This is a genomic window from Nonomuraea sp. NPDC051191, from assembly GCF_044455665.1.
Taxonomy (GTDB): Bacteria; Actinomycetota; Actinomycetes; order Streptosporangiales; family Streptosporangiaceae; genus Nonomuraea.
In genome coordinates this window covers 43,118-67,556 of the sequence record NZ_JBITEZ010000033.1, presented here as the reverse complement: position 1 = coordinate 67,556, position 24,439 = coordinate 43,118, and the positions used below count along the sequence as shown (strand labels likewise).

Sequence of the window (24,439 nt, the reverse complement as noted above, 5' to 3'; positions counted from 1 at the left end):
CGGTGAACTCTCGCCACAAGGGCCCGCTGGATCGGCGCCTGCTCGCCGCGCTGGCCGAGCATCCCGTCGCCGCGTCGCTGGTGGGGGTGGAGATGGTCGAGCGGTTCACCTCCTCCCCCACGCCGCTCGGCATCCTGGCCTCGATCCCGCTCGGCGACCTGGCGGCCACCGTCAAGCGCACGGTGGCCGCCCAGAAGATCGCGTTCGTCAACATCGACTCGACCCCCGGCCTGGGGCACGACCCCGGGGCGCTGACGTACCTGCAGGGCATCGGCGCGGTCGGGATCGTCTCCACGCGGCAGGCGATGATCGAGCGGGCCACCGGGCTCGGGCTGCTGACCATGCAGAAGGTGTTCGTGACCGACCGGTCGAACCTGCGGCGCAGCATGCAGTCCATCACGCGGTCGCGCCCCGACCTGGTGCAGCTCATGCCGGCCATGGTGCTGCGGCACGTCGAGCGGCAGGTCAGGGCGGTCGGGGTGCCGTGCCTGGCCGCGGGGTTCGTCCAGAGCGCCGACGACGTGGTGGAGGCGCTGCGGCACGGGGCCGTCGGCGTGTGCACCTCCGATGAGGAGCTGTGGGGGCTGCGCCGCTCGGCCCTGCGCGCCTCCTGATCCCTCTCACCCGGAAGGACCATGCGATGACGCCTGCCCGCGTGCGGGAGACCGCCGCCCCCACGGTGCCCGTCCGGGGCGCCGGGAGGCGGTGGCCGGTGGCGCCCGCGGTGTTCGTCGTCCTGTGGAGCAGCGCGTTCATCGCGGGCATCCCCGGGGTCAGGGCGGCGCCGCCGTTGCTGCTGATGTTCGGCAGGTTCGCCGTCGCCGGGGTGCTGCTGGGGGCGTACGCGCTGGTCAGGCGGGTGCCGTGGCCCCGGGGCCGGGCCCTGGCGCACGTGGCCGTGGCCGGGCTGCTGATCCAGGCCGTGCAGTTCGGCGCCTTCTACAGCGCGCTCGGCGCGGGCCTGCCGGCCGCGGTCGTGTCCCTGGTCCAGGGGCTGAACCCGGTGGTCATCCTGCTGGTCGGCCGGGTGCTGGGCGAGCGGGTCGGCGCCGGGCAGTGGGCCGGGTTCGCGCTCGGCCTGGCCGGGGTGGTGCTGGCGGTGGCCGACCGGATCAACCTGTCCGCGTCCGGGGTGGCGCTGTGCCTGCTCGGTCTGGCCGGGCTCAGCGCGGGCACCCTCTACCAGCAGCGGTACGCCCCCCGCATGGACGCGCTGAGCGGCACCGCGACGCAGCTGCTCGTCAGCGCCCCCGCCGCCGGGCTGGCCTGCCTGGCCCTCGGCCCGGTACGGGTGTCGGACTGGACGGCCTTCGGGCTGTCGATCGGCTGGATGGCGCTGGTCAACTCCATCGCGGCGTTCATCCTGCTCAACCGGATGTTGCTGCGCTCACCGGCCAGCCGGGTGAGCACGGTGTTCTTCCTGACCCCGGCCGTGACCGCCGTGCTGGCCTGGTCGCTGGCCGGGCAGCCGCTGCCCCCGCTCGCCGTCGCCGGGCTCGTCCTGGGCGGCTGCGGGGTGCTGCTGGCCAACCTCTCGACACGAAGAAGGGCGAACTGATGCGCATTCGCGGCGCGGTTCTGGAGGAGATCGGCCGGCCCCGGCCCTACGCCGGTTCGCGGCCCCTGTCGGTCTGCGACCTCGAACTCGACCCGCCGGGGCCGGGCGAGCTGCTGGTACGGGTGGAGGTGGCGGGCGTGTGCCACTCGGACCTGTCGGTGGTGGACGGCAACCGGACGCGTCCCTTGCCCATGCTGCTCGGCCACGAGGCGGCGGGCGTGGTGGAGCGGACGGGCCCCGGCGTCGACGACCTCGCCCCTGGGCAGCGGGTCGTGATGACCTTCCTGCCCCGGTGCGGCGGCTGCGACGGCTGCGCCACCGAGGGCGTCACGCCGTGCGTCCCGGGCAGCGCCGCCAACAACGACGGCACCCTGCTGAGCGGCGCGGTCCGCCAGCGCAGGGACGGCCTGCCGGTGCTGCATCACCTCGGGGTCTCGGCGTTCGCCACCCACGTGGTGGTGGACCGGCGCTCGGTCGTCCCCGTGGACGCCGACGTGCCGCCCGAGGTCGCCGCCCTGCTCGGCTGCGCCGTGCTGACCGGCGGGGGCGCGGTGCTCAACGTCGGCAGGCCGCGCCCCGGGCAGACGGTCACGGTCGTTGGGCTCGGCGGCGTGGGCATGGCGGCGCTGCTCACTGCGCTGGCCCTCGACGGCGTCCGGGTGATCGGCGTGGACGCCAACCCGGCCAAGCTCGCCACCGCCCGCGAGCTGGGCGCGCACGAGGTGTACGGCCCCGCCGACCTGCCGGGCGATCTGCCGGGCGGGGCGGACGTCGTGGTGGAGGCGGCGGGCAACGCGCGGGCGTTCGAGACGGCGGTGAACGCGACGGCCCCCGGCGGCCGCACCGTCAGCGTGGGGCTGCCCGCACCCGGCGCCCGCGCCTCGATCTCGCCGCTCGCGCTGGTGGCCGGCGGGCGCAGCATCGTCGGCAGCTACCTGGGCTCGGCGCTGCCCGCCCGCGACATCCCGGTGTTCGCCCGGATGTGGCGCGAGGGCCGGCTGCCGGTGGAGCGGCTGGTCTCGGCCCGGATCGGCCTGGCGGCCGTCAACGAGGCGATGGACCAGCTCGCCGAGGGCGCCGCCCTGCGCCAGCTGATCGTCTTCGACGCGTGAGGGCGGCACGCCGTCCTCACGTGGCCCGTACGGGGTGCGCGAACAAACGAGGTGCGGCGGAACCGTCGCCGGGGTGAGGATGGCCGCGCACGGCCGTGAGAGCCGGCCCCCCGGATGAGGAGCGTGCCATGAGCGCCGTCGAAGGCGATCGCCCGCAGGTCACGGTGAGCACGGGCCGGCTGCGCGGACGGCTGGAGGGCGGCGTGGCCGTCTTCCGCGGCGTGCCGTACGCCCGCCCGCCGGTGGGCGGCCTGCGTCTGACCGCCCCCGAGCCGGCCGAGGTGTGGGACGGGGTGCGCGAGGCCGCCGGGTTCGGCCCGCCGCCGCCGCAGTCCAGGCTGCTGGGCGCGTCCGGCGAGCCGGGCACGGACGGGAACTGGCTCACCGCCAACGTGTGGACCCCCGACCCGGGCGCCGCCCGGCTGCCGGTGATGGTGTGGCTCCACGGCGGCGGCTACATGTACGGCTGGTCCGGCGACCCCCTCTTCGACGGCCGCGCGCTGGCCCGGGACGGCGTCGTCGTGGTCACCGTCAACTACCGCGTCTCCGCCGAGGGCTTCGGCCTCTTCCGCGGCGCGCCCGCCAACCGCGGCCTGCTGGACCAGGTGGCCGCCCTGCGCTGGGTGCGCGAGAACGTCGCGGCCTTCGGCGGCGATCCGGACCGGGTGACCGTCTTCGGCGAGTCCGCCGGCGCCGGGAGCGCCGCGGCGCTGATGACCATGCCCGGCGCGGCCGGCCTGTTCCGCCGGGCGATCGCGCAGAGCGTGCCGGCCCTGTTCTTCACCCCCGAGCTGGCCGCCGACCTCGCCGCCGCGGTGTCCGGCGAGCTGGGCCTGCCGCCGCACGCCGACGAGCTGGCCCGCCTGTCGCCGGAGCAGCTGATCGGGGCGGGCGACGCGGTGGCCGCCAGGATGGGCGGCAACCCGCGATGGGGGCTCGCCGCGCACGTCCGCACGCCGTTCGCGCCGGTCGTGGACGGCGAGGTGCTGCCCGCGACGCCGTGGCGGGCACTGGCGGACGGGGCCGCGCCCGGGGTCGAGCTGGTCGTGGGCCACAACCGCGACGAGTACCGGCTGTTCATGGCCCTCGCCGGCGACCTCGGCCAGGTCACCGCCGAGCAGACGGCCACCGCGCTGCGGACGCTGGCCCCCGACCCGGCGGCCTACCGGGCCGCCCACCCGCAGGCCGACGAGGAACGGCTGTACGAGCTGGTGCACTCCGACTGGCTGTTCCGGATGCCGTCGCTGCGGCTGGCCGAGGCCCGCCTGAGGCACGGCCGGGCCCACCTGTACGAGCTGACCTGGCCGGCCCCCGGCATGGGCGGGACCCTGGGGGCCTGCCACGGGCTGGGCCTGCCGCTGACGTTCGGCAACCTGACCGAGGGCGCGGCCGGGCTGCTGCTCGGCCAGGAGCCGCCCCCGGACGCCGCCGAGCTGTCGGCCCGGGTCCGGGCGGCGTGGACCTCCTTCGCCGCGACCGGCGACCCGGGCTGGCCGGCGTACGAGCCGCGCGACCGGCGGGCCTGGATCATCGGCACCGAGCCGGGCACGGCGGCGTATCCGGAGGAGGTGTCCCGTGCGCTGTGGGCCGGGCACGCCTTCGACCCGCTGCCGCTGCGGACGTGACCGCCCTGGCCTGCGGATCTTGTCGGTCACAGGTCACTTCCAAGTGGGACTGCACCAGGCTGGGCGATCGTGTCCGTCGTGCCGGAGAACCGGCGAGATCGACTGACCTGAGGTGACCGTGTACAAGAAGGCGTTTGCCGCTGCGGCGTCCGCTGTCCTGGCCCTGACCCTGGCTCCCGCCGCGCCCGCGGCGGCGAAGCCGTCCGTCCAGATCGTCGAGGGGTACTCCGCGACGATCCGGGAGAACGACAGCAAGTTCTTCTGCCCGGCCGGCGAGGTGTTCATCGGCCGGTCCCACAACGGGGACGAGAACGGCTGGACGACGTACTGGTGCGGCCGGATCTGGATCGGCACCGAGCAGGTCGCCGTGTCCACCGCCCACCACCAGGAGGTCGCCACCGAGACCTACTCGTGGTTCGAGGGGCCGGAGAGCAACGCCCTGGTGGGCCGCGAGCACGACGGGGACGAGAACGGCGTCACCTCGGCCTACTTCGCGCTGCTCACCTGGCAGGGCAGGCCCGTGACGCTGGTGAACAAGCGCTGGTCGCAGACGTACAAGGAGAGCAGGCACGAGTCGAAGGCGAACCCGGGCGAGATCATGACCGGCCGCAGGCACTTCGGCGACGAGAACGGCGACACCGTCTACCAGTACGCCACGGTCTCGTACTGACCGGCGGGCCCCGGCGGTCAGTCGCAGGCCTGGGTGCTGACCGGGTTGGTGGCCGTGGCCGCCTGGCGGGCGTCGGGTGCGACCTCGGCGGCCGTCAGCGCGTAGCCGGTCTCCACCTGGCCGGCGACGGCGGCGAAGATCACGCCCAGCACCCGGCCGTCGACGGCCAGCAGCGGGCCGCCGGAGTTGCCCTGCTGGATCTTGCCTCTGACCTGGTAGACCTCCCTGGTCACCTTCAAGGCCCGGTAGATGTCGGGGCTGCCGGCCCGCTGCCGGATCGCGACGCGGGCGGGTTCCGGCGTGAACCCGCCGCCGTTCGGGTATCCGGCGACCAGCGCGTCCTGGCCCTCCCGCGCCTGGGGCCCGAAGGTGAGCGGGGGCAGCCCGAGCCCCGGGACGTACAGGACCGCGATGTCCCGCCGCGGGTTGTACCAGACGACCTGTGCCGGGTGCGGCCGCTGCTGGTGGTCGACGACCTGGAGGTCCGTGTCCACCCCCGCCACGACGTGCGCGTTGGTCATGATGTGGTCGGGCGCGTACGTGAAGCCGGTGCCGGTGATGCGCTTGCCGCAGGAGGTGGCGGTCCCCTGGACCTGGAGGATGCCCGTCCGCGCCTGCCGCAGCGCCGGGCTGCGCAGCACGGCCACGTCCGGCGGCGGCACCCGGGCGGTGCTCATCCCGGCGATGGCGTCGAGCACCGGCGGGAAGTCCGACCGGTCGACGAACTGCTTGAAGGGCCGCTGCCAGTCCCGCGCCGCCTCGGGCACCGCCTCGTCCATCGTGGACAGCAGCGCCGAGCCGCGGATCTGCTCCACCACCAGCGCCCACGGGCCGGACACCAGCAGGCTGCCCACCAGCCAGGCGACCACCAGGACGAACGCGGCGTTGACCAGCCCGCCACCCACGGAGTCCAGGATCAGGGCCGGCTCGGCCCGGATGTACATGCGTAACCGCACCCCCAGCGTGGACGCGGCGAACTGCCCGGCCAGCGCGATCAGGAACACGATGACGACCGCCAGGGCCGTCTGCGGCATGTCGCCGGTCACGAGCGCGTCCGTGACGGCGGGGGCGACGGCGATCCCCAGCACGCATCCGGCGACGAACCCGATCGAGCTCGCCACCCCGACGACGAACCCCTGCCTGAACCCGGCGACACCGAAGCCGATCACCAGGACGACCAGGACGACGTCGAGCAGATCACCAGGCACAAGGAAAGACAATCACCTTTTCCCCGACAAGGGAGCATTCCATCCGGTACGGCAGCTTTCCTTGATCCACCCGCCCTCGCGGAAGGGCCGGCCCGGCGCGCCGGGCAACGTGACAGCCCCCGATCAGAGCCCGGCCGTGACGTCGGGCACGTACCCGTCCGGGCGGCGCGGCGGACGCCGGTAACCGGTGGCGGGCGGCCGCGGCGGGATCTCCAGCGGCGACCGCTCCACCCGCCGGTAGGGGATCGTGGACAGCAGGTGCGCGATCATGTTGATCCTGGCCCGCCGCTTGTCCTCGCTCTCCACCTCGTACCAGGGGGCCTCGGGGATGTCGGTGTGCACCAGCATCTCGTCCTTGGCCCGGGAGTACTCCTCCCACCTGGTGATCGACTCCAGGTCCATCTCCGACAGCTTCCACCGGCGCATCGGGTCCTCCAGCCGGTCACGGAAGCGCCGTTCCTGCTCGGCGTCGCTCACCGAGAACCAGTACTTCCGCAGCAGGATCCCGTCCTCGACCAGCAGCCTCTCGAAGATCGGGCACTGGTGCAGGAAACGCGTGTACTCCTCCTGCGTGCAGAAGCCCATCACCCGCTCGACCCCGGCCCGGTTGTACCAGCTCCGGTCGAACAGCACGATCTCCCCCGCGGCCGGCAGGTGCTCGACGTACCGCTGGAAGTACCACTGCGACCGCTCCCGCCCGGTCGGCACGGGCAGCGCGGCGATCCTGGCCACCCGGGGGTTCAGGTACTCGGCGACCCGCTTGATCGTGCTGCCCTTGCCCGCGGCGTCCCGGCCCTCGAAGATCACCACGACGCGCCGCCCCTCGGCCCGCACCCACTCCTGCAGCTCCACCAGCTCCTGCTGGAGGCGGAGGAGTTCCTTCTCGTACGGCTTGCGGCGCAACCTGTCAGTCCCCATGCCTGCGGATTCTAGAAGCCGGCCCCTTCCGGGAGGGCGGAAGGTCACGGAGTTCAGGACGTCCGGCGGTGTCGCCCCACGGCCGCACGCGTCAGTCTGGGACCAGGTTCGACCACGGGAAAGAGATGATGACCATGCCCCCGATCCGTTCCCTGCTCGCCGTCGCCCTGGCGGTGACCGTCACCGGCGTGCCGGCCTTACCCGCGCGGGCCGCGCGGCAGGCCGCCGTCCCCGTCCTGGTGGGTGTCCGGGCCGCGCACCTGCCCGGACTGGACCGGCTGGTCTTCGAGTTCCAAGGCCCGGTCCCGGCCCGGCAGGACGTCCGCTACGTGTCCCGGCTGGTCGCCGACGGCTCCGGGCGTACGGTCGGCGCGGTCGGCGACGCCCTGCTCCAGGTCCGCTTCGACCAGGCCGACGGCCACGACCGCCGGGGCCGGACCACCTACGGCCCCACCCGCCGGACGTACGCGCTCCCCGGCGTCGTCCAGGTCGTCAACACCGGCGACTTCGAGGCCACACTCACCTTCGGCGTCGGACTCGCCAGGCGCGTGCCCTACCGGATCCGCACGCTCACCCACCCCAGCAGGGTCGTCGTCGACCTGACCACGTCCTACCGGACCGTGCCCGTACGCGATCACTTCCTCGACACCACCGCCCGGAGCCCGCGTACGACGGCCGTGACCCGCCCGGTGCCCCCGCCCGCGACCGCGTTCGGCGCGCTGCGACGGCTGTTCGCCGGCCCGACCCAGGACGAGCGGGCGCGCGGGCTGCGCTTCGTCGGCTCCAAGGCCACCGGCTTCAGCAGGCTGACCGTGCGGGACGGGATCGCCAGGGTCTACCTGACCGGCCCCGTCGACGGCGGAGGGGCGGCCTTCACCGTCGCCGACCAGATCAGGCCGACGCTCAAGCAGTTCCCGGCGATCAGGTGGGTCAAGATCTACGACGCGGCGGGCCGTACCGGGGCCCCCGCCGGGCCGTCGGACTCGATCCCCCGTTCCCTGGAGCCGGGCTGAGAGAGCCGGGTGTCTTCCCAGGAGAACGGCCATGTTGATCTCCCGGGTTCGTTCATGATGGCGGTGTGACCGCACCTTCTCCCCGTGCCCTCCGCGATCCGGACGACCGGGCCGCCCGGTCCGTCCCGTCATGACGCACTCGGGACGAAAGCCCTCCCGTCAAGAGTCACACGCCCCTGCCGTCCCCCGCCGGGACACTCGCACAGTGCTTCAAGGAGGTGCCCGTTGAAAGCGTTGATCGATCTTCTGGCCCGGCGTGTACGCCTGTACCGTCCCGACGGCAATCCGCTGCGTCGCCGTTCCGACCGGCTGGAGTCGGTCGCCGTGCTGGTGACCGCGCTCGTGCTGCTCGCGGGCGTCTGGCCCGCCGTCCTGGCGGGGCGGCTGGCCTACGAGGGCGCGCTCCAGGAGGAGAGCGCGCACGCCGCGGGGCGACACCAGGTCAGGGCGACGTTGCTGGCGGACGCGCCGGCCGCCCGTGTGACCCTCACCGAGATGCCGGTGCGCGGGCAGCAGGCGATGGCGCGCTGGACGACGTCCTCGGGCGCGGTGCGGAGCGGCCCGGTGCCGGTCCCCGCGGTGGCCAAGGCCGGCTCGACGGTCCCGTTGTGGATCGACGCCGCCGGAAGCCCGGCGCCGCCGCCCGCCGACCGCACGGTCCTGCGGACGAGGGGCGTGGTGACCGGGACGCTGCTCATGTCCGTGATCGTGCTGGCCGCTCTGGGCGGGTTCGCGGGGTTCCGGTGGTGGACGGACCGGAGGCGGTACCAGGAGTGGGAGGTCCAGTGGGCGCGGGCCGACGAGGACTGGGGACGCCGGCGCAGCCCCTGACCGCAACGGTCTCCCTCAGCCCGGCCCGCCGCCCCCGGGGTCCTCGGCGGGACGGACCACCGCGACCGGGCAGCGCGCGTGGTGGAGCACCCCCCTGCTGACCGAGCCGAGGAGCAGCGCGCCGAACGCGCCCCGGCCGCGCGAGCCGACCACGAGCAGGTCGCAGGGGGCGCCGGTGAGCGCCTCGACCGGATGAGCGCTCTGGACGTCCTCGACCAGGTTCACCCCGGGAAACCTCTCCCGCCATCCGGCCGTCCTGGTACGGATCACCGCAGTCTGGGCGGCGCGGACCTCGTCCACGTCGAAGGCGATCTCCGGGGCGAAGGCGTGCACGGGAGCCTGCCAGGCGTGGATCAGGCGGAGCGTCGCGCCCCGCCGTTCGGCCTGTTCGAAGGCGTAGCCGATCGCCGGCCCGCAGACGTCGGAGTCGTCGATCCCGACGCCGACCTCGCCGACCCGTTCGGGCGGGTCCGCGCGTACCACCACCACGGGGCACCTGACCTGCCCGGCCACCTGCGTGGTCACCGACCCGAGCAGGGCTCCGGCGAACCCGCCCAGCCCCCGGTTGCCGATGACCAGCTCGTCGGCCTGCCGCGCCTGCTCCTGGAGCACGGCGGCGGGCGTCCCCTCGACGACCTCGGCGTGCACCGCCACGGACGGCTGCCGCTCACGGGCCGCCGCCTCCGCCGCCTCCAGCACCCTGGACGCCGCCAGCAGCAGGTAGTTCCACTGCCCGAAGTCGGGGAACCTGCCGACGCTGTACGGCTGCCGGTCCAGCGCGTGCACGATCCGCAGCTCCGCGCCCGTGCGCGCCGCGTCGTCGGCGGCCCATCCCAGCGCGGCGTTCGACGGCGCGGACCCGTCGACGCCGACCATGATCCGTCCCGGCATCGTGCCCTCCCGGCCGTGGATCTTCCTCGGCGCCCGTCTCCGCAAAGTCAGGAGTGGGCGAAGAATCCTCCAGTTCCGTGGACGCGAAGCCGCCCGGCGCCGCCCGCGCCCGCTCCGGCCGCCAATCTTCTCCAAGTTTTGGGACGGGCGATCCTGTCCGCTCACCTGCCGGACGGCTGAATGAGTAGGGGAGGTATGAGCGATGTCTGAGCTGGTCGTGGTGGGGGTCGACGGGTCGCCGTCCGGGTTCGACGCCGTGGCGTGGGCGGCCGACGACGCCTTCAGGGCGAAGGGCGCGTTGCGGATCGTGTCCGTGGTGGAGACCTGGCCGTACCAGGTTCCGCAGATCGCCGCCGTCGAGTGGGAGAGCTCGATGACGGAACGCGCGCGGGAGATCCTGGCCCAGGCGGAGGAGATCGTCCGGGAACGCCGGCCCACGGTCGACGTGAGCACCCGGGTCATCGCCGGGAAGGCGTCGGTCGCCCTCCGGGAGCAGGCGTCCGAGGCCGCCGAGCTGGTGGTCGGGCGCAGGGGGACGGGCGGCTTCGCCGGGGCCGTGCTCGGCTCGGTCAGCATGAGCGTCGCCGGTCAGGCGCCGGGCCCGGTGGTCGTCGTACGGGACGGAGGCGCCGCCGCGTACGGCGAGGTCGCCGTCGGCGTGGACGGCTCCCCCGCCGCCGAGCCCGCCCTCGCCTACGCCTTCCGGCAGGCCGAGCTGCGCGGCAGCATGCTCCGGGCGGTGCACGCCTGGCCGCCGCCGTTCGCGCTGGCGCCGGACTTCTCCTGCGACATCGAGGCCCTGAGGGAGAGCCACCTGCGCATCACCAGGGAACAGCTCACCCCCTGGCAGGAACGGCACCCCGAGGTGAAGGTCGTCACGGACGTCCAGTGCGGCCATCCCGTCAAGACGCTCGCCGGCGCGGGCGAGCGGGCCGACCTGCTAATCATCGGATCGCACGGCAGGAGCGGGCTGGGCTCGGCCGTGCTCGGCTCGGTCATGCGCGGCGTCCTGCATCACGCGCACTGCACCGTCGCGGTGGTCCGCGAACGCCACTGAGTCAGCCCTGCGCCGGCTCCTCACGGGGTGCGCGGCGTCACCAGGCCCGACTCGTAGGCCAGGACCACGAGCTGGGCGCGGTCGCGGACGCGCAGCTTGCCCATCGCCCGGTTGACGTGGGTCTTCGCGGTCATCGAGCTGATCGTCATCCGGGCGGCGATCTCGTCGTTGGACAGGCCCCGCGCGACCAGGGCGACGGCCTCGCGCTCGCGGTTGGTCAGCTCCCGCAGCTCCTCGCCGGTGGTGGCGGCGGCCGGCGGCCGGGTGACGTACCGGTCGATCAGCTTGCGGGTGATCGAGGGGGCGAGCAGCGCGTCACCGCGGGCGGCGACGCGCACGGCGTGCAGGAAGTCCTCCGGCACGACGTCCTTGACGAGGAATCCGGCCGCGCCGGCGCGCAGGGCGTTGAAGACGTACTCGTCCAGGCCGTAGTTGGTCAGGATGACGACGCGCACGCCGGCCAGGGCCGGGTCGGCGGCGATGCGCCGGGTCGTCTCGATGCCGTCCACGACCGGCATCTGGATGTCGACGAGCGCGACGTCGGGCAGGTGTTGCCTGGCCAGGGTCAGGCCCTCCGCCCCGTCGGCGGCCTCGGCGACCACCTCGATGTCGTCCTCCAGGTCGAGCAGCGCGCGGAATCCGCCGCGCAGCAGCGGCTGGTCGTCCACCAGCAGGACCCGGATCACGGCGTACGGTCCATCGGCAGTTCGGCCTGGACGGTGAAGCCGCCCGTGCCACGCGGCGCCGCCCGCAGCCGTCCGCCGAGCGCGGTGACGCGTTCGCGCATGCCGATCAGCCCGACGCCGGGCACGGGGGCGGTGTCCGGCGTGGCCGTGCCGTCGTCGTCCACGCGGATCGCCAGGGCGTCGGGACGGTAGTCGATCCGGACCTCCGCGGTCGCGGCGGCGGCGTGGCGGGCGATGTTGGTCAGCGACTCCTGGACGATCCGGTACGCCGTCCGGTCCACGGCGACGGGCACGTCCCGCCGCTGTCCGCCGATCGTCAGCGTCGCGTCCAGGCCGGTGGTGCGGGCCCGTTCCAGGAGCTCGGGGACCTGGTCGAGCCCGTGCGGCGGGGTCACGTCGTCGCGCAGCGCCTCCAGGGTCGCGCGCAGTTCCCTGGTCGCCTCGCGGCCGGCCTCCTGGATCACCAGCATGGCCTCCGGCACCTGCTCCCCCTTCCTGCGGGCTACGTGCACGGCCACCTCGGCCTGCACCTTGATGATCGAGATCTGGTGGGTGAGCGAGTCGTGCAGGTCCCGCGCGATGCGCAGCCGCTCCTCGTCGGCCCGCCGCCGCGCGGTCTCCTCCCGGGTACGCTCGGCCTCCTCCGCCCGTCCCTCCGCCTGCCGCAACGCCTCCCCCGCCGCGCCAGCCGCGACCAGCCAGGCCAGTTCGAGCGCGCCCCGAGCCTGCGCGAACGCCTCACCCGTGTCGTGCAACCCCGAGGCCAGCGCCGCCAGGGGCAGCAGGGCCAGCACGATGACGCTCGCGGCCACGGTGGCCAGGCGTCTTCCGTCCCGCATCGCCGCATACACCGCGAACAGGTACGCCACGGCCGGCACGTCGAACCCGGCCGCCTGGTACCCCACCGCGCACAACCCCGTCACAGCCAGGACGGGGACCGGAGCCCTGCGGCGCGCGGCCAACGCCAGGCCACCGGCCGCCAGCAGCGCGTATCCGAGCAGGGCGAGGGAGGTGGCGGGACGCTGCCCCGACAACCCCGTGACCACCAGCGCCGCCGCCACGCCGACCGCGATCAGCCAGTCGACGGCCCCGGCCCGCTTTGTGCTCATACGCGCACCATAGCCGCATGTCCGCCCGTCCGACTCCTGCCCAGGGATCACCCGCCGACTACCGCGGACGCGGTACATCCCGCACTTCCTGCCGTCCGCGCGGTAGGCGGCTGCGGCATCGGCGGCACCCTGGAAAGCCCGCCGCAGCCGGACGACCGGCGGCGGTTCCGGCGGCGATGCTCTTCCCACGCCGACGTCCAGACGAAGGGACCTGTCATGCTCATCCGTCACCTGCTCGCGGTCCAGGCCGACCCGGTCGGCGCCTACGCCATGACCACCGGCCGGCTGTGGTCCCTGATCGCCGCCGGGCTGGGCCTGGCGGGGGCCGCCGTCGGCGCCCTCGCCCTCGCCCGCTCCACCGGCCGCCTCCTCCCTCGCCCCCGCACCGCGACCGGAGCCGGGACCGCGCCCGGGGCCGGGACCGGCAGGCGCGGAGCCGTCGTCGCCCTGGCCGCAGGGCTGACCTGCATGGTCATCGGCGGCGTGGTCGTGGCCGCCGCCAAGGGCGGCCCCGGCACCGGCTACGGCATCGTCGGCGGCTACCTGGACCTGGCCCTCGGCCTGGCCGCCATGATCCTCGGCGCCCTCACCCTGGCCCGCCACCGCCGCACCGGATGACCGTCCCGCTCACCTCGGGCCGCCGCCGGTCTCCGTTCAAGAGGTCAAGGCCAGGGCAGTTGCCGGTCATGAACGAAGAGGACAAGCTTCCCGAGGACATGCCTCCCGCGGTCGGACAGGTCAACGGGGAGAGCGACACGACCGCCGCCCGTGCGGGGGTCGAGGTGCGGGACACTCCCCGGCCCATCCCCGCCGAGCCGGTCGAGCCCCCGCCCGACCCCGAGGAGAAGGTCGCGCAGGAGCGGCGCGAAGTGGCCGAAGACCCCGGCGAACCCGAGCCCCCGGACATGGAACCGACCGACTGACGACGCCCCCGGTCGGGCAGGCGACCGGACGAGAGGGAGGCCGATCCGGCGCCGTACCGACGACCATGCCCCCCATCAGGGGCGCAGCAGGGCGTGGGCCAGTTGGTCGGCGCTCCAGCTCTCCCACTGCGCCGTCGTCCAGCCGCACTCGCGGGTCATCACCAGGAACAGATCCGGCGACAGCAGCCCCACCGTGATGTCGGTGGCCCGGTCGCCGGTCAGGCCGGGCCGCAGGGCGTGCAGGCCGTCGAGGATGGCGACGACCTGGCCGTGGGCGGTGTGCCGTTGCTCGCTGTTGACGGCCCACTGGGCCGCCATGTCGGCGTCCCCCGCGGCCGCGTCGCGGACCACGGCCAGGACGGGGGCGACGCGACCGAGGATGACGCCGCTCTGGTGCACCCATCCCCTTACGACCTCCATCGGGTCCCGCGCCGACCGCAACTCCTCGAACCAGGAGCGTCCCAGCAGTGGCACGGGCTCGTCGTCACCGGCGGAGGCGACGTCGACCACATGCTTGAGCAGCTGGCTCTTGGTTCCGTAGTGGAAGTACACCGTCTGGACCGACACCTCGGCCGCGTCCGCGACCAGCTGGAAGGTCGTCCCGGCATAGCCCCGCACGACGAACAGCCCCTGGGCGGCGTTCACGATCCGGCTTCTGGTCTGTGCCGAGCGCCGCTTGGGGCTCTTGACGTCGTCCATCGATTTAGAGTACCACTTTAGAGTAGTACCTTAAAGTGAGACTACAAACGGTGGTGAGGCATGACGCTCCTGAACGGGTTCCACCACGTCAAGCTCCCCGTCTCCAACGTCCACAAGAGCCTGGAGTGGTACCGGCGCGTGCTGGGCCTGGACGTGGCGATCGAGTTCGTCGAGGACGGCGTGCTGCGCGGCGTGGCCCTGAGCGACGCGGCGCACACGATGATGATCGCGCTGCGCGAGGAGCCCGGGCGGGCCGGCGGGTGGAGCGGGTTCGATCCGGTCGCGCTGGCCGTGCCGACCCTGGAGGCGCTCCACGCCTGGTCCGACCACCTCGACGCGCTCGGCGTCGGCCACTCCGACATCGCCGAGGGCAGCGTGGGATGGCTCATCGGCGGCCTCCTCGACCCCGACGGCATCGAGATCCGGCTCTACACGCTGCAGAGACGGCCATGAGCGCCCTCCACCTGCCCGCCGGGACAGGCTCCGCCCAAAGGTTCCTCGGCACGACCATGACGGTGAAGGCGGGCCGGGCGGAGACCGGCGAGAGCCTCACCGTCGTCGAACAGGAGTGCCCGCCCGGCTTCGCCACGCCCTGGCACGTGCACCAGCACGACGACGAGGCGTTCTACGTACTGTCGGGAGCGGCGCGGATGTACTGCGGCGAGCAGTCGTGGCAGGCCACCGCCGGCGCCTTCGTCCTGCTCCCCCGCCGGGTGCCGCACGCCTTCGCCAACGACCGGGACGCCCCGCTGCGCCTGCTCCAGCTGACCTGGCCCGCCGGCTTCGAGACCTTCGCCGCGGACGTCGCAGCCGCCGGCGACGCCGACCCCGGCCTACTGGCCGAGGTGGCCGCCCGTCACGGCTACCAGGTCATCGGCCCGCCCCCGGGCACCGCCGCCTGACCTCCCGCCGCACCCGTCCCCCCAGCACACCCCCCTTCAGGCCGAGCTCCGAGGAGATCTCATGACAGGCAGGACCACGAGCGTGCTCGCCACCGCCCTCGCCCTGGTGCTCTCCGGCACCACGACGGCCGGCGCGTCCGCCCTGGAGCAGAAGACGTACACCTGGCGCGGCTACATGTCGGCGGGCTACTGCACGATCGAGCCCGGCGCGACCTGGACGCTGTACTCGAACGGGACCGCCCGCCTGGACGCCACGATCTCCAGCCTCGGCGACGAGGACGCCTGGCTGATGTGGGCGCACCTGAAGGACGGCGCCGGCGCCCTGCTCGGCGACATACGCGTCCACGGCAGCACCAGCACCAAGTTCGTCAAGAACCTGCACGACCGGCGGACCTACCGCTGGATCGCGAAGGGCCAGTTCGACCCCGAACTGTTCGACCTGGTCAGGCGCATGTCGCTGAGCAAGCACTGCTGAGCCACCCGAACACCCCTGGACGAGCCCGGCCCACTGCACGCGCCGCCCCCCGACGAAAGGACGCCCATGGCCAGCGCGGCTTCACCCTCCCTCATCGGCACGGCCGCCGCCGTGCTCACCGCCGCCTTCTCCCTCACCACGTCACCGGCCGCGGCGGCCGTCAGCGCGTGCGATCCCTCGCTGGTGGCGCCCGCCGGGAGCCTCATCGGCGGCCTGTGGCGCTCCAACGGCGGCGAGCAGAGCGTGTACGGCTGCCCCACCACCAAGGAATTCGGCTACCCGGACAAGAAGGGCTCCTGGCAACGCTTCGCCAACGGCAAGATCGTCTGGTCGCCGAACCTCGGCAACGGCACCCTCGTCCGCGTCTATCAGAAGGGCCAGAACCTCGTCTTCAAGTGGAGCGGCCTGGGCCGCGACTGGGACTACTTCAACGTCCGCTGGAGCAAGAACGGCGGCAAGGCCACCCAGGTCCAGACCGGCCGGCTGACCGCGTGGAGCGGCCAGTACCTGATGGCCCCGTACGTGCAGGGCGGCGTCGGCACCACGACCAACGGCCATGAGGTCGACAAGTTCGCCTTCATCGTCCAGGGCTGCGACCGGACGACCTTCGGCTCCGACTGCGGCCCGTGGAGCATCCCCACGTCCATCAGCCTCGCCCACTGATCCCCCGGCCGCGAGAGGGCCGGGCCCTTGACCGTGATGGTGGTCAAGAGCCCTTGCCGCCTGGTTCAGGCGGCGCGCTCGTCGACGCCCACCGCGCCGACGCCTGTGCCGAGCCGGCCGCAGACGCCCTGCGACTGGCCTGAACGGCCCGGCGGGAGGTCCACCCATTCCCCGACGACGTCCGGCGCCCAGCCGCAGGTGATCACGGCCCGGAAGCGCCAGTTCTGGCCCGTGGGATTGCTGCACATCGCGATGCCGACGTAGTTGTCGTTGTTGTGGACGAAGGTGTCGCAGTCGAGGACGGTCGCCGCCGACGCCGGCGTGGTGAACCCCAGCGACAGCAACGCGACGGACCCGGCGACGACCGCCGCGACATGCCTTGTCTTGAGCAAAGCCCCTCCTGAACGAGTGATGACCTGTCACTTACCGTCATGCAGCGTACGCAAAGAGTGGCGACAGGGAAAGCGCTACCCGGCCAGGACTCCCTTCCCGAACAGACCCGACAGCACGCGGGTCGTTCACGCCGGGTTGGTCGCCGAGGGCCGCGAACGCCCGTCGCCCGGCCACGGGTGTTCGCCGAGGGTGAGCTCGTACAGCAGGCGTTGCCGTCCCTGGTAGAAGGCCGCCAGCAACGGGGGCGCCGCCTGCAACTCGGCGGCCAGTGCGTCGAGTGCGGCGGGCAGCTCGACGTCCGTGGTGGCGACCGCGACGCAGGCGCAGTCGGCCAGTTCGGCGGCCAGCGGCTGGATCGCCCCGGTGAACAGGCCGGCGATAGGGTGCGGGACCACTTCCTCGCGTACTGCGTCCATGACCAGGGCGGCGATGCTGCGGAGGTGGGGGAAGCGGGCCGCGGTGGCGAGCATCGCCCGGTGCACCAGGCCGGCGTCGGGGCCGGGACGGGCCACCACTCGCAGGTGCCGGGGCGTCAGCGGGAGCCAGGTCCAGTCGATGGTGTCGGCGTCGGCCACCACCACGTCGTCGCGATCGTCGGTCAGCGCCCGTAAGGCCGGGGCGTCGGCCCGGCCGCACAGCAGGAGCGTCGCCGGGGGGAGCATGCGTTCGGTGGCGGGTGAGGGCAGCGGCGCGGGGGCGAGCCGAGGACGCATCGCCTGTCCGCCGACTGCGCCATCCCCCATCCCCACCCAGGCCACCCCCTCCCACCCAGAGCCCCGCCCCCGACCACGCCCCTGGCCAAAGCCCTCCCCCTGCCCGTGGGCGTGGTCCTGGTCGGTGTCGCCTGGATGGCCCCGGGTGGGTGGGAGGTCGGCGGTGGCTCGCGGCAGGGCGACAGGTTCGATGGGGGCGGCCGAATGCGGCGCAGGTGCGGCGTGATTCGGCGTGGGCGCGGAGCCGTTCGAGGCGGGTGCCGGACCGTTCAGTACGGGTGTGGGGACGTTCGAGGTGAGTGTGGAGGGGGGATCCAGCGGGAGCCAGGGGGCGTCGGTGGTCAGAGGGGAGGCGGTGATGGCGGCGGGGATGATGGCGCGGATGAGCGTGACCGCGTCATCGCCGGCCCCGCACTCCAGGAAGACCTCCGCACCGCGGGCGGACAGCGCCGTCACGGCCTGCCGGAAGTGGACGGTGACGAGCATCGCGTTGGCGGTGACCGCGACGGGGTCGTCGTCCGGGGTGAGCAGGCGGCCCAGTGTCGGCGAGAACACCGGCCAGCGTGCCGCGGACGGCTTGACGTCCGGCAGGCGGTGCCTCAGGTCGGCGGCCGCGGCGGCGACCGCGGGTGTGTGGGCGGGATGCGGGACATGGAGTTCGGTGCTCGTCCAGCCCAAGTGCTCGGCGATCCGGGACGCCAGCGGCATCAGCTCGCCCGGCCCGGACAGCACGCACCGCTGCGGGGTGTCGTCACAGCCGACCACGAGGTGGGGATGGTCGAGCAGGGCGACCAGGTGACGGCCCTGCACGGCGGAGACGTCGAGGGACATCATCGTGCCCTGCCAGTTCAGGCCGGTCAGTGCGCGGCTGCGTTCACAGGCCAGGCGCGCGCCGTCGCCCGCGCTCAGGACTCCGGCGGCGACCTGGGCCCACAGTTCCCCGAGCCCGTGGCCCACGAGCGCGTACGGCTGGAGCCCGTCCAGTACGAGAGTGTCGAAGGTGGCTAACGACACCGCCATCAAGGCCAGGTAGTGGCTTTCGGGGCCGGGCGGACGGGGTGCGTCCGGGGTGAGGAGGTAGGCGCTGATCGGAGAGGAGCCGTACTCGGCGGCGACGGCGTCGATCTCCGGCAGGAGCTCCGAGACGGCCGGCGTACGGGCGGCCAGAGGCGCCAGCACACCGGCGGAGGGAATGGCTACGCTGCCCGGGAAAACCGCGACGACTTTGCTGCGCATGTAGTCCCTTCCTGGAGGCGGGGCGGGGCTTTTGCGGCACATGGGAGAGCGGCGAGGGGTACGGCTGTTGCGAGCTGCCGGTCCCATCGCCGACGACCCGTTCGGCCCCACGACTGATACCGCTCGCACACGATAAGTAGTCGTGTCATCGCGACACGTCACCCTATCGGTGGAGAAACTCGCCTATAGCCGTCCTCACCTCTTGCAGGACGGAGGTCCGGGTGTGCACCCAGGGGCACCCCCCAACGGACGCGAAGTGCTCGGACCCACAGACCTGCGGCACAGAGGCGCCGCTTTCAGGGACGGGTGGTCGCCAACCCCTTCCCTGGCGTCACACACGGTGATTGGTTAGTCACTTATAGCTGCCAGGGACCTGGGGAGCCCGTCCATCCTGGTGATACGAACGGGTGGGGTCGGTGCGGCCCGGGGGGTGCGCGATGGGATTCTGCCCGGAAGAGGTCGCCGGCTCGATCGGCGGCGGTCTCGGGGATGAGGGACGGGCCGGGCCTTCCGGCGGCCGAGGTGTGCTGCACGGCGCGTTCGCGGTGCTGGAGGAGCTGGCCCGGGTGGAGGAGGCGGGGCTGACGCAGCTCGCCGTGGCCACCGGCCTGCCCAAGGCGACCGCCCATCGATTGTTGTGCCGGCTCACCGACCTCGGCGTGGTGCACCGCGAGGACGGTGGCCGCTACCGGATCGGGACGCGCATGTTCCGCTGGGGTCAGCGGTGGTCACCGGCCCAGGTGCTGAGCACGGCCGCCGTACGACCGCTTCGGCGACTGGCCGCCGCCGGATGCAGCGTGACCATCGCGGTCAGGGACGGTGACGACGTCATCGTCGTGGCGGGGATCGGCGACCCGGCTGTTGACGAGGTGTTCCGGATGCGTCCGGGCATCGTGCTGCCCGCGGCCAGCGCCGCCGAGGTCGTGCTGGCGGTGGGGAACCCGGCGTCGGGCCTCCGTCCGGATCCCGGTTGGAGCCTGCCGCCGGGGCATTCCCGGGCCGAGTGGGCGCGGCGCGTCGGCGACGCCCGGGACCGGCGGGTCGCCTTCGACTTCGAGGCGGCTCTCCCGCCCCTGGGCTGCGTGGCCGCCCCCGTACGGGCGCCGACGGGAGCCGTGGTGGCCGCGGCGGCCGTCGTCGTGGTCGGCACGAACCGGCTCCCCCTGCTGGCGGACGCCGTACGGGAGACCGCGGCGTGCATCAGCGCCAACCTGGCCCGCGTGCCGGGAGCGGGCCGCGCCCTGAGCCTCCTGGCCACCCCGGAAAGCCCACCCCGCGACCGATAGCCCCCCTCCGGCCGGACCACGAGCGCGCCTGCGAACCATCGGTCTCATGCGGGCGCCGGGAAGTGACCGGCAGCCGTCGCCACCGGTCACGGACCGACAGCCCGGCTATGCGTCGAAGTCGATGACCAGCCGGCCCAGCCGGGCACGGAGCGGGACGCTGTCCGCGTGCACGAGCCGCTCAGCCACCGGAATCCGCTGCGCCCCACCACCCGCGGCGGCTGCGGACGAACCACCGCCCTCGCCACCGATGAGCGCCGTCTCGTCGGCTGTGCCCGGGTCGGTGCGGTGGCGTTCGCGGTCCTCCACCAGGAGGCGGTACTGCCAGATGATGTCCAGTCCCGCGGGCGGGATCACCGCGGACCACTGGAACCCGGCCTGCGCCGCGCCGCAGGTCAGCTCGGTTCTGATCGCCGTGTCCGTCCAGTCGAGGTCTTCGATGCTGGTGAAGGGCCGCCGTTGGACGGTGGCGGTGACACGGTGGCCGGCCGCGACCGCGGGCAGCCCGGCACCGGCCTGGAGGCCGAACTCGGTGGCGGCGGCGGGCCCGGCCAGCGTGACGCGCAACCCGCCGCCGGACACCTCTTCGACCGTCAGCGTACGACCCGGCACGAGCTGCGCGAACTCCGCCTGCACCAAGGGCGACAACTCCAGCCCCGCCAGCGCGTGCGGCTGGTAGCGCGCCAGGGCCAGCCGCAGGTACGGGAAGTAGGCCGACTCCCACCCCGCCGCTCCCAGATCGACGTCGACGTCGGCGAACCACAACCCCTTGGCCGCGTCGTACGACGGCTGGTACGCCACGACCGCCCCGGCCAGTTCACGCCCCTCCCCCGACTCGGCCAGCCGGAGCCCGGCGGAGGCGACGGGGCCGGGGAAGTTCGCGGGAGCCGGCGGGGGCAGCACGGTCGCGTCCGACCAGACGGGATCGGTGCCCCACCGGGTCGCCAGATGGCCGGGCAGCGGGTCGCCGCCGGGCGGGTCCAGGACGACCGCCAGCAATTCGTCGTCGCCGGAGGAGAACCACGGCCGGTCCAGGTAGACGCGCACGCCGGCGCCGTCGCGTACCGTCACGTACCGCTTGTTGGGGCGGTCCTCCTGGCGGTTCCACCGGAAGGTGGGCAACAGGTACGAAGGTTTCGGCGGCTCCGGACGCCTGCTCGCGGGCACCGGCCAGCCCCGGCCGGCCGTCCCGGCGCTCGGCTCGCCGGGGCTGGTGACGAGGGCGGGATCGGCGGTGATCGACGGGTGGAAGTACTCGCGGAACCGGGTGGTGGCGGTCGGCCGGTAGACGACGTTGCGGTGCAGCGTGTCGCCGAAGTCGTGGCGGACGGGGGTCGCCGCGTGCGGCAGGCGCACCTCGTCGCGGTCGGAGTAGGCCAGCTCGACGCGGCCGGCGTGGGCGTGCTCCTTGATCCGGCGGGGGGCCGGTTCGGTGACGTCGTCGATCCAGCGCGTCCAGGTGGCGTCGATGTCGACGTGCCCGGTGCTGCGGGGGTGCGACCGCAGGGTGCCGCGCAGGTCGGCGAAGGTCTGTTCGGGTTCGCGGGCGAAGCTCACCTCGCCGAGCTCGGGCGGCGACAGCGGGCGTTCGACGGCGTGCACGAGCCGGATCTCCGTGTACGGGGTGAGCAGCCAGTTCAGCCCGGCGACGGTCTCTTCGGCGATCAGCTCCCGCTCGGCGTCGGTCAGGCCCCGCCAGAAGTCCGAGACGAGCAGGCGCTGCCAGACGGGCAGGAGGGCGAGGTCGGCCGGGGTGAGCCGGCAGCTCAGCCGTACGGTGGCCATCTCGGCCTTGGGCAGGTACACGGTCAGCAGCCGGGGGACGTCCCGCCATCGCGGCGCCTCGTCCCCCTCCTCGATCCGCAGTCTGAACGGCGCGGCGTCCGGCCAGGTGTCGTGGAAGTCGTCGTAGAACGGGACGGGGTGGATCGGCGGCGCGCCCGGCAGGCCGTACAGCGTGACGCCCCTGGCCAGGACGTCGGGCAGGTACGGCAGGATCAGCTCGGCGGCGGTGTGCACGACGAACTCGCCCTGCTTCAGCCCGGCGCCGCGCGTCACGGGCAGCGGGGTGACCGGCTCGGGGTCGAGGGCGTCGTGCTTGGCGACCGCGATCTCGTCGAAGAACAGCAGGTCGCGGGTGCGGCGCGGGTCGTCGGCGTAGCTGACCACGGTGTCGAGGAACGTGCCGGCCTCGCGCGCGGCGGCCGTGAAGAACCTGGTTCGCACCTCCTGCGGCCGGTCGCCGCCGATGGCGTCGTCGAACCGGCCATGCCGCTCGGCCATCTGCAGCGAGGTCTTGGGCGGGGCGACGAACCGCTCGTCGTAGTAGAGGTACCGGCGGCTCAGCCCGTCCGTGGCGGGCGGCTGGTCGGTGTGGCCGGGGACGTCCTGGCGGTCGAGTGCCCACTCCCAGGCGGGCACGTCCCGGCCGCCTGCCGTGACGGTGCTGCGGATGACCAGGCACTGACTGGACTCGCCCTCGTTGAACGGCTTGCGCTCGACGATCACGGGCGGCGGCACCGGCTCCCACCGCGAGTACGTGATCGCCCGCGACAGCGCCGACCCGGGCGCCTCCGCCGACGGTTCCAGGGCGTTGCCCGCCAGGTCCACCACGCGGGCCCGCAGCCGGTAGGTGCGCCCGTACCGGAGCGCCGGCAGTGAGCCGGGCACCGGCGTGAACTTGGTGTCGAGCGGGAAGTTCGCGTCCACCTCCGGATCGGCGACGACCGGGCGGCCGAACCTGTCGAGCGTGCGGCCGGGCAGCGGGGCGGACAGGCTCCAGCCGTCCCAGCCGAACAGGGCCTGGTGCACGTACAGCTCGTCGGACCGCGTCGCGTCGCGGGTGACGGCGCTCGCCCGGACGGCGCCCTCGTCGTCGGCGATCCCCTCGATCCAGTACGGCGGCTGCCCGCCCCGGCGGATGAGGTAGGAGCCCCGGCGGCGGCACAGGGAGAGCCAGCCACTGATCGCGCCGGCGGGGCCGACGACCCCGGCGTCCACGCGGAACCCGCGGACCAGGTGCCCGGCGTGCAGTTCGGGCGCCGCATAGCCCGATCCCCGCTGGTGGGCGGCGTCGTCGCCGATCTGGTCGGCCAGCCAGGCGTCCCGTCCCCGGTGGAAGACGGTGAGGCCGGCGCCCTGGAGCGCCGTCGTGCCGGTGCCCAGGTGTTGCGCGCTCGGCTGGCCGCTCGGGCCGCTCAGCCTGTGCATGCGCTCGATCAGCGCGGTGAAGTCGGCCGCCTTGATGGCCGCGCCGTCGACGTCGGCGTCGGTGACCGTCCAGTCGTCGCCGCCCAGGCCGAGCCAGCCGCCCTGGACGGGGTGCCCCTGCGGGGACGCGGCGGTGAACCGCTTGCCCGCCGCGAAGTCGAACAGCGTCCACGGGCGCAGCGGGTCGGTGTCGAACGGCGGCGGGACGTCCTCGAACGCCACCCGGAGCCGTCCGGTCGCGGCCAGCCCCGGGGGCACGGGGACCACGAGGTCGAGGACGAGCCCGAGCCGCCGGCACAGCTCCGGGTAGTCGGCCAGGAAGCCGCAGACGCCGTGGAACTCCACGTCGGGCGGTTCCGGCCGGGCCGGGACGGCCTCCGCGCCCGCCGGGCCGCGGCCGTCGCCCGCGGGCTTGGGCCGGTCGTAGAACCTGACGGCCTCCGCGAGCGCGAACCTGGTCTCGTCACCCCGGTAGGCGGCACTGGTCCGATCGAGGGTGGCGGGCCGGAGGTCTGCGGCCCGGTCTGTGGCTCGGTCTGCCGCCCGGTCCGGGGCCAGGTCGGCGGAGGCGCGGGCATGCGGTGCCGGGGCGTCCCCGATCATGCCGTCGATGGCCCGGTAGGCGGCCTGGGGATCGCCGCTGAACCTGCTCATCTCCCCGACCGCCGGGATGCCGCGGACGACACCGGTGTACGGCTGACGCCAGGGCCGCGACGCGTCGCCGTCCCGGTCGCCTGAGTGGTCGCGGACGGCCTCGCCGCTGCCGGGCGGCGTGAGGCGGTCGGTGATCACGGCCTGGCCGATCTGGTCGTACAGCGTGGCGATCCGCTCGTGGACCAGCGCCGCGGGGAACGAGCGCAGCACCCGCACGCCCGCCGACCCGGCGGCGACCGCCGCGCCGAGGGCGCCCCCGGCGGCCAGGGAGCGCGACCGCACCGGCGAGGCGGCCGGGAACATCCTCCCCCACAGGTCGGAGTCGGGGGACGGCGAGCGCGGGTCGGGACGCGGGACCACGGGGGCGGCGTGCCCGTCCCAGACGACGCGCAGCGCGGGCAGCACCGTCTCGCGCAGCGTCCTGGGCCAGTCGGTGAACTCGCCGACGTCGTCGAGCCGGCCGCGTGGCGCCTCCAGCCGAGGGCTGACGGCGACCGACAGCCGCACCTCTCGCGGCCCGGCCACCCCGGCCGGCAACACCGTCCACAGAACCCTGAACGTGCCCATGTCCGTACGCTCCCCCGTGCTCGGCTCGGTCCGCTCGCTCATG

The 24,439-nt window shown here is 73.8% G+C and carries 24 protein-coding genes; 15 read left to right on the top strand and 9 right to left on the bottom strand.

Going from position 1 to position 24,439, the window contains the following annotated elements:
• Positions 1 to 2 precede the first annotated feature (2 nt).
• The 5 genes from ACIA8R_RS51595 (at position 3) to ACIA8R_RS51575 (ending at position 4,965) form a co-directional block, all read left to right on the top strand.
• A complete protein-coding gene (locus ACIA8R_RS51595) occupies positions 3 to 614 on the top strand; it encodes a glycerol-3-phosphate responsive antiterminator (protein WP_357705641.1) in 612 nt (203 codons plus the stop codon).
• A 26-nt stretch (positions 615 to 640) separates the two neighbouring features.
• Positions 641 to 1,558 carry a DMT family transporter gene (locus ACIA8R_RS51590; RefSeq protein ID WP_397045448.1) on the top strand — a complete coding sequence of 306 codons (918 nt, stop codon included), beginning with the start codon at positions 641 to 643 and terminating at the stop codon, positions 1,556 to 1,558.
• Positions 1,558 to 2,670 (top strand): alcohol dehydrogenase catalytic domain-containing protein, encoded by a 1,113-nt coding sequence (locus ACIA8R_RS51585; protein WP_357705639.1) that lies wholly within the window; start codon positions 1,558 to 1,560, stop codon positions 2,668 to 2,670. Before ACIA8R_RS51590 ends, ACIA8R_RS51585 begins: the two co-directional genes overlap by 1 nt.
• A gap of 128 nt (positions 2,671 to 2,798) precedes the next feature.
• Entirely contained in the window at positions 2,799 to 4,295 is a 1,497-nt protein-coding gene (locus ACIA8R_RS51580) for a carboxylesterase/lipase family protein (protein ID WP_397045446.1), read from the top strand.
• 112 nt (positions 4,296 to 4,407) lie between these two features.
• Entirely contained in the window at positions 4,408 to 4,965 is a 558-nt protein-coding gene (locus ACIA8R_RS51575; protein WP_364100233.1) for a hypothetical protein, read from the top strand.
• A 17-nt stretch (positions 4,966 to 4,982) separates the two neighbouring features.
• On the opposite strand, the gene ACIA8R_RS51570 is transcribed toward ACIA8R_RS51575, so the two are convergent.
• Together ACIA8R_RS51570 and ppk2 are read right to left on the bottom strand one after the other, a co-directional pair.
• Positions 4,983 to 6,173: a MarP family serine protease gene (locus tag ACIA8R_RS51570; protein ID WP_397045444.1), complete on the bottom strand. Its 1,191-nt coding sequence runs from the start codon at positions 6,171 to 6,173 to the stop codon at positions 4,983 to 4,985.
• 123 nt (positions 6,174 to 6,296) lie between these two features.
• Positions 6,297 to 7,091 (bottom strand): polyphosphate kinase 2, encoded by a 795-nt coding sequence (gene ppk2, locus ACIA8R_RS51565; RefSeq protein WP_364100227.1) that lies wholly within the window; start codon positions 7,089 to 7,091, stop codon positions 6,297 to 6,299.
• A gap of 134 nt (positions 7,092 to 7,225) precedes the next feature.
• On the opposite strand from ppk2, the gene ACIA8R_RS51560 reads away from it, so the two are divergent.
• Together ACIA8R_RS51560 and ACIA8R_RS51555 are read left to right on the top strand one after the other, a co-directional pair.
• Positions 7,226 to 8,104 carry a GerMN domain-containing protein gene (locus tag ACIA8R_RS51560; RefSeq protein WP_397045442.1) on the top strand — a complete coding sequence of 293 codons (879 nt, stop codon included), beginning with the start codon at positions 7,226 to 7,228 and terminating at the stop codon, positions 8,102 to 8,104.
• A 225-nt stretch (positions 8,105 to 8,329) separates the two neighbouring features.
• Positions 8,330 to 8,935 (top strand): hypothetical protein, encoded by a 606-nt coding sequence (locus tag ACIA8R_RS51555; RefSeq protein ID WP_397045440.1) that lies wholly within the window; start codon positions 8,330 to 8,332, stop codon positions 8,933 to 8,935.
• Positions 8,936 to 8,950: 15 nt separating this feature from the next.
• On the opposite strand, the gene ACIA8R_RS51550 is transcribed toward ACIA8R_RS51555, so the two are convergent.
• On the bottom strand, positions 8,951 to 9,826 hold the full coding sequence (locus tag ACIA8R_RS51550; RefSeq protein ID WP_364100218.1) for a universal stress protein: 876 nt from the start codon (positions 9,824 to 9,826) through the stop codon (positions 8,951 to 8,953).
• Positions 9,827 to 10,028: 202 nt separating this feature from the next.
• Between ACIA8R_RS51550 and ACIA8R_RS51545 the strand changes: the two genes are divergently transcribed.
• A complete protein-coding gene (locus ACIA8R_RS51545) occupies positions 10,029 to 10,883 on the top strand; it encodes a universal stress protein (protein ID WP_397045438.1) in 855 nt (284 codons plus the stop codon).
• Positions 10,884 to 10,903: 20 nt separating this feature from the next.
• Here the strand turns inward: ACIA8R_RS51545 and ACIA8R_RS51540 are convergent, their stop codons facing one another.
• Positions 10,904 to 11,569, bottom strand: a complete 666-nt coding sequence (locus ACIA8R_RS51540) for a response regulator transcription factor (RefSeq protein ID WP_364100215.1) — start codon at positions 11,567 to 11,569, stop codon at positions 10,904 to 10,906.
• Entirely contained in the window at positions 11,566 to 12,678 is a 1,113-nt protein-coding gene (locus tag ACIA8R_RS51535; protein ID WP_397045436.1) for a sensor histidine kinase, read from the bottom strand. Before ACIA8R_RS51535 ends, ACIA8R_RS51540 begins: the two co-directional genes overlap by 4 nt.
• A gap of 216 nt (positions 12,679 to 12,894) precedes the next feature.
• Here ACIA8R_RS51535 and ACIA8R_RS51530 point away from each other — a divergent pair, with 216 nt between their 5' ends.
• Complete coding sequence (locus ACIA8R_RS51530; protein ID WP_364100209.1) at positions 12,895 to 13,296, top strand: DUF6223 family protein; 402 nt, start codon at positions 12,895 to 12,897, stop codon at positions 13,294 to 13,296.
• Positions 13,297 to 13,364: 68 nt separating this feature from the next.
• Positions 13,365 to 13,601 (top strand): hypothetical protein, encoded by a 237-nt coding sequence (locus ACIA8R_RS51525; RefSeq protein ID WP_357705627.1) that lies wholly within the window; start codon positions 13,365 to 13,367, stop codon positions 13,599 to 13,601.
• A gap of 75 nt (positions 13,602 to 13,676) precedes the next feature.
• Here the strand turns inward: ACIA8R_RS51525 and ACIA8R_RS51520 are convergent, their stop codons facing one another.
• Positions 13,677 to 14,300 carry a TetR/AcrR family transcriptional regulator gene (locus tag ACIA8R_RS51520; RefSeq protein ID WP_357705626.1) on the bottom strand — a complete coding sequence of 208 codons (624 nt, stop codon included), beginning with the start codon at positions 14,298 to 14,300 and terminating at the stop codon, positions 13,677 to 13,679.
• 60 nt (positions 14,301 to 14,360) lie between these two features.
• Between ACIA8R_RS51520 and ACIA8R_RS51515 the strand changes: the two genes are divergently transcribed.
• The 4 genes from ACIA8R_RS51515 to ACIA8R_RS51500 all read left to right on the top strand — a co-directional run bounded on the left by ACIA8R_RS51515 (position 14,361) and on the right by ACIA8R_RS51500 (position 16,340).
• Positions 14,361 to 14,753, top strand: a complete 393-nt coding sequence (locus tag ACIA8R_RS51515) for a VOC family protein (RefSeq protein WP_364100204.1) — start codon at positions 14,361 to 14,363, stop codon at positions 14,751 to 14,753.
• Positions 14,750 to 15,202 carry a cupin domain-containing protein gene (locus tag ACIA8R_RS51510; RefSeq protein WP_397045433.1) on the top strand — a complete coding sequence of 151 codons (453 nt, stop codon included), beginning with the start codon at positions 14,750 to 14,752 and terminating at the stop codon, positions 15,200 to 15,202. Before ACIA8R_RS51515 ends, ACIA8R_RS51510 begins: the two co-directional genes overlap by 4 nt.
• A gap of 61 nt (positions 15,203 to 15,263) precedes the next feature.
• Positions 15,264 to 15,677 carry a DUF6294 family protein gene (locus ACIA8R_RS51505; RefSeq protein WP_397045431.1) on the top strand — a complete coding sequence of 138 codons (414 nt, stop codon included), beginning with the start codon at positions 15,264 to 15,266 and terminating at the stop codon, positions 15,675 to 15,677.
• Positions 15,678 to 15,743: 66 nt separating this feature from the next.
• On the top strand, positions 15,744 to 16,340 hold the full coding sequence (locus ACIA8R_RS51500) for an LGFP repeat-containing protein (RefSeq protein WP_397045429.1): 597 nt from the start codon (positions 15,744 to 15,746) through the stop codon (positions 16,338 to 16,340).
• Positions 16,341 to 16,405: 65 nt separating this feature from the next.
• On the opposite strand, the gene ACIA8R_RS51495 is transcribed toward ACIA8R_RS51500, so the two are convergent.
• Complete coding sequence (locus tag ACIA8R_RS51495) at positions 16,406 to 16,732, bottom strand: hypothetical protein (RefSeq protein ID WP_364100192.1); 327 nt, start codon at positions 16,730 to 16,732, stop codon at positions 16,406 to 16,408.
• Between the two features lie 126 nt (positions 16,733 to 16,858).
• The gene (locus ACIA8R_RS51490; protein WP_397045427.1) at positions 16,859 to 18,625 is read right to left on the bottom strand and encodes an acyltransferase domain-containing protein; all 1,767 of its coding nucleotides are present in this window, start codon (positions 18,623 to 18,625) and stop codon (positions 16,859 to 16,861) included.
• A 494-nt stretch (positions 18,626 to 19,119) separates the two neighbouring features.
• Here ACIA8R_RS51490 and ACIA8R_RS51485 point away from each other — a divergent pair, with 494 nt between their 5' ends.
• Positions 19,120 to 19,968: an IclR family transcriptional regulator gene (locus ACIA8R_RS51485; RefSeq protein ID WP_397045425.1), complete on the top strand. Its 849-nt coding sequence runs from the start codon at positions 19,120 to 19,122 to the stop codon at positions 19,966 to 19,968.
• Positions 19,969 to 20,073: 105 nt separating this feature from the next.
• Here the strand turns inward: ACIA8R_RS51485 and ACIA8R_RS51480 are convergent, their stop codons facing one another.
• Positions 20,074 to 24,438: a hypothetical protein gene (locus ACIA8R_RS51480; RefSeq protein ID WP_397045423.1), complete on the bottom strand. Its 4,365-nt coding sequence runs from the start codon at positions 24,436 to 24,438 to the stop codon at positions 20,074 to 20,076.
• Position 24,439: the final 1 nt, after the last annotated feature.